The sequence below is a fragment of the Lachnospira sp. CLA-JM-H23 genome (assembly GCF_040096425.1).
In the GTDB taxonomy this organism is placed as follows: domain Bacteria; phylum Bacillota; class Clostridia; order Lachnospirales; family Lachnospiraceae; genus Lachnospira; species Lachnospira rogosae.
In genome coordinates, this window is record NZ_JBBMET010000011.1 from 18,911 (window position 1) to 30,727 (window position 11,817).

Below are 11,817 nucleotides of genomic sequence, written 5' to 3' on the forward strand. Positions count from 1 at the left end.
TTTTAGGATATCAAAACGATAATTCTAGTTCTCAAAGAGATAATTCCCCTGTATTCTGCTTGAACAATCTTGAAAAGTGAGACTGGGAAAAGCCAAATTTTTTACAGATAATATCTGCATTAATATCATCCTGATAATCCACAAGAAACTATTAGAGCATGTATTTATAAGAAAATAGGTGTTAAATCTGAGAGAGTGGAAAAGGGTGTATATCCAAGTTTAAAACAGGTTAAGTCAAAGTCTGATACTGCAAGGAGACAGTCAAGAGCAAGTGCTGCATACATAAGTATTTGCCAAAATCATTATTCCAGTAAGTAGTTCTAAGACTTCATAAAAAGACTTCACAGACATACCTTATAGACAGGCTTTACAGACGTGCTTCATAGATAGACTTTACAGACAGGCTTCATAATTCACTTACAGACCAAACAGCTTTATCGCAAATATTGACAACAAAGGTATTGTAATGAGTGACAATATAGTTGTAAGCACGAATATTTCTGTCGCGTAAAGTGAATCCTTGTTATATCTTTCTGCAAACATAATAGCAGATGCTCCGGCAGGGCAGGCCATTCCTATGAATACGGTAAACGGTACATTAAAATCAAAGCTCTGGAAGTTGAAAATATAAAGAATAATCATACCGATTACAGGAAATATGATGAGCTTAAGAGCACAAAGATAGTACATACGCAGGCTCTTGAGGCTGCTTACAATATTGCTCTGTGCAAGATTAGAACCAGCTATAAGCATAGCAAGTGGCGTATTCATATTGGCTATGTATTGAATAGGATTATCTATAACAGCAGGTATTTTTATGCCAGTAACGAAGCATATAACACCAGCGAATATGGCTATAATGGTTGGTGTGCAAAGATTCCTGCATATAGTTTTTAAGTCACCTGCTCCACCCATGACTATAACGCCGTGTGTCCATAATAACAGATTGAATACAGTAAGGTAAGCTGTCATATAGAAAACCCCTTCCTGGCCAATGACGCCATTGATAAGAGGTAGTCCTATAAAACCACTATTTGAATATATAAGGGCAATTTTCTCAACTGGAATTCTGTTTTTTTGCAGGTTATAATCAGAACTTATACTTATACCGTTTTTGCTATATTCAGTATTTCTGGTTAGTATATTTGTTAATATTATAATAACTGTAAATGTTGTTAAAGCTGCAATGAGTGTAAGACCAAGCCCCCACATAAGATGTCCATCAAAGTCCATCTGGTAAGATTGGAATATCATAAGAGGTGAAACCAGCATAAGAAGAATGTTTGACAGCCTTGGAACAGTCTTATAATCAATCAGACCAGTTTTATATAGAACTATTCCGCAAAGCATTATAAAAACCATTTCAATTATTTTTTCAGCAACAACAATAGCCATACTGCCCTCCATTTTCACAATACTGATTCTGCTAAAATTAAATATAATAGTGCGTAGCACGGAACAATCCGTAGGCGTTAAAGCCGTGGATTTTTGACACCGGCATCATTAAATCTAATGATACAATATAAATGATGAGAGTGTCAAAAGTAAATTTTGCTACTCGCTGATGTAACCGGATTGCTTCATTGCTATGCAATTCCCGCAATTCTCGAACATCTCAAACTCCTATAAAATAGCGTGTTCACACCATTATATTCCGTTTTAGGTGTTCTGTGTGTACAATTTTTGAATTTAATAATCAAAGAGTTCGTTTTATCATTTCTGATAAATTGGAGAGATATACGAAAGTAGTTGAGTGGGATAATGGATATCTTGTTATGGCAAAATATAAAAAATGCCAGTCTCTAAGTTCAACCTTAGTTACTGGCATTTCTTAATTATTCAATTACAACTCATATCTTGGCTAAGGACTACATTAGCAACAGCAGTCACAGATGCTAAGTGCACTATCAATTAGTCCAATTCACACATTTCTGTACGGATTATCCCTCAATAGCAATCCTCTTAGCACTTTCAATTTCCTCAGCAGCTTTCTTTGGTACAGAAAGTCTTAAAATACCACTTTCATATTTAGCCTTTATGTCGTCCTGAGTAATTGCATTACCAACGTAGAAGCTTCTGCTCATAGAGCCGGCATAACGTTCCTTTCTGATATACTTGCCTTCCTTGTCCTGCTCGTCCTTATCAAGACCCTTAGCGGCACTGATTGAAAGGTATCCATTATCAAGCTGTATATTGATTTCGTCTTTCTTAAAGCCAGGTAAATCAATATCAACTTCATAGCCGGAATCGGTTTCTCTGACATCAGTCTTCATTTCGTGGCTGGCGTGTTTACCATACAAAGCTTTTTCAACTTCAGGAAATCCGAAGTTCATCCAATCATCATTAAATAAATTCTCTCCAAAAATACTAGGCATTAACATAAGTCATCGCTCCTTTTTTAATAAACTATTTGTTCGGCTGAACCTTTCGTTCATTCAGATTGGATATATAAATAACCAATCCCCAGGATTACATATTCATCTGAACTATTACCTTGTTTCTTTGGAACATCTGGAATGGTGTTATCTTAATTACTATTTCTTAACTCCCTTTCCTTTGTTCTGGTTATGTTATATACCTAATTATTAGCACTGTCAATAGGCGAGTGCTAATAATTTATAAATAGTTTATAATTATTTCAATTCCTGCTATTTTCAAAAGTACTGAAAAGACAGTACAGGATAAGCTTGTCAACAGGTAAAATGATTGACAAATACTGTTATAAATACTAAAACATATATAATATATTAGTACGTTAATTAAATTTCTATTATGATTTGTCAAATTCGTGTGAAGTAATCTAAAGGAAATTGGATTGTGATTTCGATTTTACATTTATTATTAGATTCTAATCGGTATATTAAGAACGTAAATTTATACAAAAGGGGTATATTAATATGAACAAAAGAATAACAAGGAAATTGTGCATTGTTGGCTTGATATCTTCTATTGTCTTATCTGGATGTGGTAATGCAGGTATAACAGGTGGCAACAGAGAGGAGTTATCAGGTGGTACAGATAAAGTTGTCTCTTTAAAGGTGTGGACAGAAAAGGATGGTCTGGATGTCATGAACAAAATGCTAGACAGCTTTAAGGAACAATATAAAGATGAAGCAGAGTTTGATATAACGGTTGAAATCCAGGCAGATTCACAGGTTCGTGATGTTATGCTTACAGATGTACACAATGGTGCAGATGTGTTTTCATTTCCAGATGATCAGATTATATCATTAACGGCTGGCGGAGTTCTGACAGAGGTACCCAATGCAGATGAAATAGCAGCAGCTAATGTAAAGGAGTCAGTCGAAGCAGCGACTCTGAATGATACATTATACGGCTATCCTATGACAGCAGATAATGGATATTTTATGTATTATAATAAAGAATATTTTTCAGAAGACGATGTTAAGTCATTAGATAAAATGTTGTCAATTGCAGCAGCTAACAATAAAAAAGTTGCTATGGAGTTTGATTCAGGATGGTATCTTTATACATTTTTCGGAAATACAGGACTTAGTCTTTCTATTAAACCAGATGGTATAACTAATGAATGTAACTGGAATTCGCAGACAGGTGATATAACTGGAGCAGCTATAAAACAGGCTCTCAATAGTATAGCAGCTAATCCAGGGTTTGTAAGTATGCCTAACGGAGATATAGCTGAACACATTAAAAGTGGTGATGTTATAGCAGGAATAAGTGGTGTATGGGATGTTATGAATGTAAAGGAAGCCTGGGGAGAGAATTATGGTGCCTGTAAGCTGCCAACATATACAGTTGCGGGAAAGGAAGTTCAGATGTCTTCATTTACAGGCTATAAGATGATGGGAGTGAATTCTTATTCAAAGAATAAAGAATGGGCATGCAGGCTTGCTGACTGGCTGACTAATCAGCAGAATCAGGAACTTAGGTTTAAAGAGAAAAATCAGGGACCATCTAACAGTAAGGCAGCAGAATCAGAAGAAATCAAAAAAGTGGCTGCAATACAGGCAATCATTGCACAGTCCCAGTATGGAACATTGCAAAGAGTAGGAAACAGCTACTGGGATGCCTGTAAGAAGTTTGCTAATACCGTACTTAGTGGTAATAACGGTGGTTTATCAGATCAGGAAGTTATGGATACATTAGTTAATGAAATTACAGCTTCTGCTGTTAAGTAGCAGTAAGATGATCAAAGTTGATTTACTGTATGTGAAAAAGATTGGAGGACAAGCATGAATAATAAAAAAAGGACGAGCCTGAAGACACTGATATTATTGCCGGTATTTATACTAGGTGCTTTAACAATAATATGTAATGTTATGGCTATAAACAATATAAGAACTGTTAACTCTAATGCCGCTGATATAACAGATAATTGTATGATGAGTGTTTCAGATCTTGGTGAAATAAAGAATGATATACAGGTTATTCATACACTTGGATTATCACATATTATTGCAACAGATCTTAATACTATGATATCAGTGGTAGGTGAGATTAATGATAATCAGGAAGAATTAGAGAAAAAGCTGGACGAATATAAGAAATATGTCCAGAATGATGATATGGATACATATAATTCATTAGTAAGTAATTATAATAATATGAAATATGAACTTGGAAACATTATGGCATACAGTGCTTTAGGCAAGAATGAGGAAGCATATGCTATTGCTAACGGAGTCGTAAGTGATAGCAGCACAGCAATCCAGAAGGATATTGAGGTGCTAAGCACACATGCCAATGATACAGCTTCTGAGGCAAGGGAAAGGCTTGCAAGTGTGTATATAAGCTCACTTGTCAGTAATGGTATAGTTATTATTATAAGCGTTATATTAATTATTGTAGCAATATACTGTGTTATGAAGTATGTTATCAAACCAATTATTGCAACCAATAAAGATATCAGGGATATTATTGATGGAATCGATAATGGAGAAGGAGATCTGACAAAGCGCGTAAGAGTCATATCTAATGACGAGATAGCAGACCTTGGTAACGGTATCAATCTTTTTATGGATAAGCTGCAGGAAATACTAAAGCTGATTATAGAGAATACTAACTATATGGAAAATGTTGTTGCTGAGGTTGATGGCAGTGTTGTCAAATCCAATGACAGTGCTTCTGATTTATCTGCTATGACAGAGGAATTATCTGCAACTATGCAGGATGTAGGGCTTTCTGTTAATACTATTAATGATAATGCTGATAATATACTAAAAGATGTCGAGATTATAGCGATAAAGTCAGATGATATTAATCAGTTCTCAAAGGAAATGAAGGCAAATGCAGAAAAAATAGAGAGTGATGCAAGATATAATATGGTTCAGACAGGTGAAAAGGTTGGGAATATATTAGATGTTCTTAATAAGGCAATAGAAGATAGTAAGAGCGTTGACCAGGTAAATAACCTTACGAATGATATTCTTAATATATCAAGCCAGACGAATCTGTTAGCACTCAATGCTTCAATAGAAGCTGCCAGAGCAGGTGAAGCGGGTAAGGGCTTTGCAGTAGTGGCAGATGAGATTCGTCAGTTAGCAGATTCAAGCCGTGAAACTGCCAACAAGATACAAAGTATTAACTCGGTTGTTGTTGCTGCTGTTAATAATCTATCGGATAATGCTAATAATCTGGTTTCGTATCTTCAGCAGACTATTCTTCCTGAATTTCAGACATTTGTTGATGGCGGCGTGAAATATAAAGAAAATGCTTCATATATAGAGAATGCAATGGATGAATTCGTTGAGAAAACAGATGTCCTGAAGAAAAATATGGATGAAATAGCTCATTCCATCAATACGATAACAACAGTAGTTGATGATGGTGCTGCTGGAGTTAATAATGCGGCTATAAGCACACAGGATCTTGTTGAGGATATAGTCAATATCAGCAATAAAATGATAGAAAACAAGGGTATTGCCCAGAATCTTAAGAATAGTACTAACATATTTGCAAAGTTCTGATTTTGAATATTGGGGAGAATTGTGGGAGTGCGTAGCACGGAACAATTCGTAGGTATCAAAGTCGTGGGCTTTTGCCCCCGACATCATCATATAATAAATATTTACAATTTTCATCTGCCAGTTTTAAAAAATGGGCAGACTATAGAATAAATTTACCTTTCAAAGCCTATATATTACTACGAATATTGACAGTATTCCAACAATATTGTATACTTAACAAGTTGATGAAATATTACTGGGAATGAGGTTCTCCCAGGAACGAGATAGAAATAGCCAAATTTTTCGTTCATAACCGCTTGATTATAAAGCTGATGACTTCTGCAAAGTGCAGGAGCTATCAGCTCTTTTTGCGCTAATATTTATTTAGAAAAGAGGATTGTTATGTTAAAAAGTATAGCGCTGATAATGTTAATTGGAATGTCTGCAGGCTGGGTATGCCGCAAGGTAAAGCTGCCGGGACTGCTTGGAATGTTATTTACAGGTATTATATTAGGACCGTTAATTTTCAGAATGGCAGGAGTCGCTTTGTGTATGGCAGGAACTAAGTTGAAGCTGAAAGAAAGGGCATTCTGTATGCTTGCATACACACCTAAGGCAACCGTTCAGGCGGCGATAGGCGGAGTTCCATTATCAATGGGACTTGCGTGTGGCAATACAGTGCTTACAGTAGCAGTATTAGCAATAATAATAACAGCACCGCTTGGTGCATTTGCCATTGATATGACCTATAGAAAGCTGCTTAAGAAAAGTTAGATAGAATTAGGATGAATCAGATAGTTTACTAGAAATAAGAAAGACTCATAGCAGCTAATAGTGGTTAAAAGAAGTTTAATACAAAATAGAATGGAGAAAATATGGATACTAAAGCAAAATCACAATTCAGATTATTATTTCCGTGCTACTTCTCATTTTTTGTAAATGGAGCAATGGTATTGTTAGTTGGAGCAATACTTCCATATATTATAGAAGAAGCAGGAATTAATTACAGCGTAGCAGGAGGTTTTTTATCGGCATTTGCAATAGGCAATCTTCTTGCGAGCTTTGTCAATCCGCCGATGGCTTCACGAATAGGAAGAAAAGCAACAATTGTTATATTTTCAGCATTTATACCAGTAATGCTGCTTGTTATAACATTTCTTCCACCAGTGCCGGTTATATATGCAGCATTTATACTTATTGGAATAGGCAGAGGCTCAGTAAGCATAATCAATAATGCAGTTGTTAATGATAATTCTAACGGCAGACCAGCCGCACTTAACCTTTTACATATGACATTTGCGGCAGGTGCATTGATTGCTCCATTCATTACTTCGCTTTACACAACCTTTGGTCTGGGCTGGAGAGCAGCTGCATATACAATAATTATAGGTTCAACATTATCAGTTATATTATATGTGTGGATGAGAATAGACTATAATTGGCCGCTAGAGTCTAAGAAGGCTAAAGAAAATGCTTCTGACAGCAATGCAAAGCCGTTTTATAAAAATAGTATTTTTTATATAATGGGCTTTTTATTATTCTTATATCTTGGACTTGAGAATTGCGTAAATGGATGGTTTGTAACATATTTTAAGAGTATGGATATAATGAGCAGTACATATGCAACCAACCTTGTATCGGTTACCTGGATAATGGTTATGCTTGGAAGACTTCTCACAGCTAAGATATCATCAAAGGTTGATAAGAATAAGCTTATATCTGGATACTGCGTTGCTACAACAGTATTCTTTATATTACTTACAGCAACCCATAATCTTGCAGTTATTACTGTAGCTATTGCAGGACTTGGCTTCTTCTTTGCGGGAATATATCCAACAACAGTATCAAGTGTTGGCAATATAATTAAAGGTTCAACAACAGGAATGTCATTATTCCTGGCTATTGCTGCGTTAGGCGGAATTGTTACACCACAGATAGTAGGTTTCCTTGCTGACAGAATAGGAATGACAGCGGCAATACTTGTATTAGCGTTCAACGCTGCTGGTATGCTTATAATGTCAGGAACTAATGTGTTGATGAGAAGAAAAGAAACACATATATAAATGACTATATGAAATATAATTTTATGTGATTTTATATTTACAAATTAAAGCATATAAATGTATAATAATGGTAGTGAAGAGGTATATTTATACTGACGGTGAGGAAGTGCAGATTACAGATGAGAATAATGTATGGATTGTTAATTGCTATTGAGATTATTCTTATGGGAATATGTTCATATAAAGCAATGAATAAGAAAGGCAGACTGGCAAAGATAGTATTTATATATGAAGCTGTTGCAGCATTTTGTGGCATAGTATTTCTTGTGTATATATATGTTCCAGGAATAACTATCACAACGTTTTGCAAGAGCCTTACATTGATATGCTTTGACTGGATTCTTATTCTTCTTATGTACTACACACAATATTATACAGGATTGTTTCATGGAGTTAAGATTATTAAAGAGGCAATGATTGCCTTTTCAGCAATAGACAGCGTTATGCTTATTGCCAATGTATGGAATCATCAGATATTTACTATAACAGAGATTAATGATTATGAGATTGTAACAGAATTTGTGAAGACCAATTTCTTTTATAAGGCACATTTTATATATAATTATCTTGTTATCTTATTATTGCTTTTATCCTTTATGTTTATGATAGCGAACTCGTCTAAGTTCTACAGTTTCAGATACGAGATAATATTTATAGCACTTCTGATTGGATTTATTCTTGACATTGTGACAATAAGGTCACAGTCAATATATGATGTGTCTATGCCGGCATACGGAATTATGTGTATGCTTATATACTATTTCACGTTAAGATATATACCTAATGAGCTTATAGAGAATACGCTGTCCCTTATTATTAAAGATATGAATAGTGGAATTGTGTGCTTTGATAACAGAGGAAGATGTATATACTGTAATGACATATTAAAGAATATTTATAATATTGGAACAGAATATATTGATGTTGAGAGAAAATATTCAGAATGGCTTAATGAGCGTGGAAGTGACAGAAAAGATACGATGAAGACTGAAACAACAGTATCTTTTCACGATATTAAGAAATATTATGAGGTTGTATATAAGAGAATATTTGATGATAAGAATAATTTTGTATGCGATTATTTTATATTTAATGATAAGACAGAAGACATACAGTCACTTGAGAAAGAAAAGTATAAAGCAACCCACGACAGGCTTACGGGACTTTATAACAAGGATCAGTTCTATGTAGAAACATACAAGATCCTTCATAGAAATGCAGATGTGCCATATTGTATGTTATGCAGTAATATAAGGGACTTTAAGTTCGTTAATGAATTATTTGGAATAGAAAAAGGTAACGAAGTTCTTGTAAAGCAGGCAGAGATAATGAAAGAATATGCCAGTGATGATGTCATAGCAGCAAGAATTAACAGTGACCGTTTTGCTATGCTTATTCCTAAGAAGAGTTTCAGTGTTGATATGATATTATCTATAATTCACAGGATGCAGGATTATTTTAAAGATAGTTCATTTCATCTGCACATTTTTACAGGTGTTTATGATATAAGTGATTTGGAAGAGCCTGTAAGTATTATGTGTGATAAGGCTAATCTTGCAAGTGAAACTATTAAGAATGAATATAAGAGCAATATAGCTTATTATACAGAAAGACTTTTTGAAAGCTCTATTGAAGAAAGAAGAATTATAGGAGAATTCGAGAGGGCAATAAGTAATAATGAGTTTGAAATGTACTTACAGCCACAGGTAGACTCTAGCGGTAATTTATACGGAGCAGAAGCACTTGTGCGTTGGCAGCACCCTGAAAGAGGACTGTTATCTCCGGCAATATTTATTGATGTTCTTGAAAAGACAGGCTTTATATATAAGCTTGACAGATATATGTGGGATAAAGCAGCTAAGAAGCTTGGAGAATGGAAGAAAGAGGGAAAAGACCAGTATCACATATCGGTTAATATATCGACTAAGGATTTCTATCTTGTGGATGTATACGAAACATTTGTCGGGCTTGTTGATAAATATGACATTGACCCTGTTAATCTTAATATAGAGATTACAGAAACAACATTAATGTCCGATTTTGACAAGAATATGGGTATAATCAGGCTTTTGCAGAACTACGGATTTAATATAGAGATTGATGATTTTGGAAGTGGATACTCATCACTTAATATGTTAAAGGACATAAGTGCAGATGTATTAAAGATTGATATGGGCTTCTTAAGAGCCTCAGAAAATGAGGCGAAAGGGCTTGATATTCTTGAAAGTATAATAACACTTGCTGGAAAGCTTGGAATGAAAGTTATAACAGAAGGTGTTGAAACAAAAAAACAGCTCTATATGTTAGTAGAGATGGGGTGTGATATGTATCAGGGATATTATTTCTCTAAACCAATACCGGTTGATGAGTTTGAGAAGAAGTATAACATTAAGTAATAAGTAAATTGTATTCTGGGCTGCTGCATTTTGTGGCAGCCTAATATAATGATAGGCGTAAGTGTCACGGCGCACTTGATACAAGCGTTATATAAGCCAAAATGTGCGTAGAAATGAGGATATATATGATAACAGGCACAATAAAGAAGAATTGGAAAATGTTAATTACAGTTCTTGCAGCAGTAATAGGCGTACTGGCAGTATATCAGCCAGAAAATGCTGTGTGTTACGCAGCAGATAATGACACATCGGCTATAGAGATAAGAACCTCAAAGGATTTGTTGGAAGCCTCTAAGAATAGTGATGGCAGTTATGTCCTTATGGCTGATATTGATATGTCAGTATTTGGGGTGGACGGCTGGAAGCCTTGGAATTTTAGTGGAACATTTGATGGCAATGGACATACACTTTACAATATGGACATTAATACTGTTACAGATGTTACAGAAAAGGCTTATGATGGCAACCTTAAAGAATATGATACTTATTATGCCGGACTTTTTGGGATAACGAAGAATGCGGTTATTAAGGATCTTAATATAAAAGGTGCATATGTAAATATAAGCGAGAATGAGGATGGTAATCGTAATAAGAGCATATTAGCTGCTATATTGGCAGGTTATATGGATAATACGACAATCACAGGCTGTAAAGTGGAAGGTTATGTATCCCTCAAATCAACAGCAGCTATGTGGGGAACTGCGGGTATTGCAGGCTTTGGTAACGGAAATATAAGTGGTTGTGAGGCAGATGTTACACTTGTATGTACAGATGCAGATAAGAATTCTGCTGACAGAGATGAGCAGTTTATGGGTGGTATATATGCCGATGGCTATATCAATGTAAATGACTGCATAGTTAATATTGACGGCTATATATCAGAACATGGATATGTTCATTCAGGCGGAATCACAGGACTTTATATATTATATCCAGTTACGGGAAGTTATGTTGCTGATATTGCAGGCAATACAATCAATGGAAAGATAACATTTTTTGAGGATAATACAGACAGACGTGCATATTGCAAGGCTGTTGCCGGTGAAAGAATGAATCTTTATTCAACTTCTGCTGCTAATACAGATAATTTTGTAAGAAATGAGGTGTATGATTATACAGTAGATTTAAAGCCTGACAATTATGTAAGAAAGACATATTCTGTAGATAATCCATATGAGAATGAGCAGAAGCTTGTCAGTTCAGAGGATAACAGTACAGAGAGCAGTGATAATGGACTTATTAAGACAGGAAGCACTAATAATGCTTCGCATAGCAATGTATTAAATATGAGCATGCCAGTAAGGGTTATTGTTATTGTAGTAATGATAGCAGCAGCGGTTGGTATCTATTATTATATAGCAGGAAAGATAAGGAAAGGCAGAAAGAAATAAAAATATCATTAAAGAAGTAAAAAAATAGCACAAAGAAACA

7 protein-coding genes, 1 pseudogene and 1 riboswitch are annotated in these 11,817 nt (G+C 35.0%); of the genes and pseudogenes, 6 read left to right on the forward strand and 2 right to left on the reverse strand.

Translation table 11 applies throughout. The annotated features are described in order from the left end of the window. Positions 1-417 precede the first annotated feature (417 nt). A complete protein-coding gene (locus WMO42_RS13035) occupies positions 418-1,395 on the reverse strand; it encodes an AEC family transporter (protein ID WP_349192495.1) in 978 nt (325 codons plus the stop codon). 545 nt (positions 1,396-1,940) lie between these two features. After that, complete coding sequence (locus WMO42_RS13040; RefSeq protein WP_055177205.1) at positions 1,941-2,381, reverse strand: Hsp20/alpha crystallin family protein; 441 nt, start codon at positions 2,379-2,381, stop codon at positions 1,941-1,943. A 516-nt stretch (positions 2,382-2,897) separates the two neighbouring features. On the opposite strand from WMO42_RS13040, the gene WMO42_RS13045 reads away from it, so the two are divergent. The 6 genes and pseudogenes from WMO42_RS13045 (at position 2,898) to WMO42_RS13070 (ending at position 11,777) form a co-directional block, all read left to right on the forward strand. Continuing rightward, positions 2,898-4,160 carry an extracellular solute-binding protein gene (locus tag WMO42_RS13045; RefSeq protein WP_022503067.1) on the forward strand — a complete coding sequence of 421 codons (1,263 nt, stop codon included), beginning with the start codon at positions 2,898-2,900 and terminating at the stop codon, positions 4,158-4,160. A gap of 54 nt (positions 4,161-4,214) precedes the next feature. Then, positions 4,215-5,948 (forward strand): methyl-accepting chemotaxis protein, encoded by a 1,734-nt coding sequence (locus tag WMO42_RS13050; RefSeq protein WP_349192499.1) that lies wholly within the window; start codon positions 4,215-4,217, stop codon positions 5,946-5,948. A 228-nt stretch (positions 5,949-6,176) separates the two neighbouring features. Further along, positions 6,177-6,276: riboswitch (Fluoride riboswitch) on the forward strand. Positions 6,277-6,431: 155 nt separating this feature from the next. Beyond that, positions 6,432-6,701 (forward strand): annotated as a pseudogene (locus WMO42_RS13055) (sodium:proton antiporter); the annotation flags it as partial. Positions 6,702-6,802: 101 nt separating this feature from the next. Continuing rightward, complete coding sequence (locus WMO42_RS13060) at positions 6,803-7,990, forward strand: MFS transporter (protein WP_349192501.1); 1,188 nt, start codon at positions 6,803-6,805, stop codon at positions 7,988-7,990. A 119-nt stretch (positions 7,991-8,109) separates the two neighbouring features. After that, entirely contained in the window at positions 8,110-10,386 is a 2,277-nt protein-coding gene (locus WMO42_RS13065; RefSeq protein ID WP_349192503.1) for an EAL domain-containing protein, read from the forward strand. A gap of 125 nt (positions 10,387-10,511) precedes the next feature. Then, complete coding sequence (locus WMO42_RS13070) at positions 10,512-11,777, forward strand: hypothetical protein (RefSeq protein ID WP_055306829.1); 1,266 nt, start codon at positions 10,512-10,514, stop codon at positions 11,775-11,777. Positions 11,778-11,817 lie beyond the last annotated feature (40 nt).

Bases quoted from the DNA above. Each gene is read 5' to 3' on its own strand.
- WMO42_RS13060 (WP_349192501.1), top strand. From the start codon at position 6,803: ATGGATACTAAAGCAAAATCACAATTCAGATTATTATTTCCGTGCTAC.
- WMO42_RS13040 (WP_055177205.1), bottom strand. From the start codon at position 2,381: ATGTTAATGCCTAGTATTTTTGGAGAGAATTTATTTAATGATGATTGG.
- WMO42_RS13045 (WP_022503067.1), top strand. From the start codon at position 2,898: ATGAACAAAAGAATAACAAGGAAATTGTGCATTGTTGGCTTGATATCT.
- WMO42_RS13065 (WP_349192503.1), top strand. From the start codon at position 8,110: ATGAGAATAATGTATGGATTGTTAATTGCTATTGAGATTATTCTTATG.
- WMO42_RS13035 (WP_349192495.1), bottom strand. From the start codon at position 1,395: ATGGCTATTGTTGTTGCTGAAAAAATAATTGAAATGGTTTTTATAATG.
- WMO42_RS13050 (WP_349192499.1), top strand. From the start codon at position 4,215: ATGAATAATAAAAAAAGGACGAGCCTGAAGACACTGATATTATTGCCG.
- WMO42_RS13070 (WP_055306829.1), top strand. From the start codon at position 10,512: ATGATAACAGGCACAATAAAGAAGAATTGGAAAATGTTAATTACAGTT.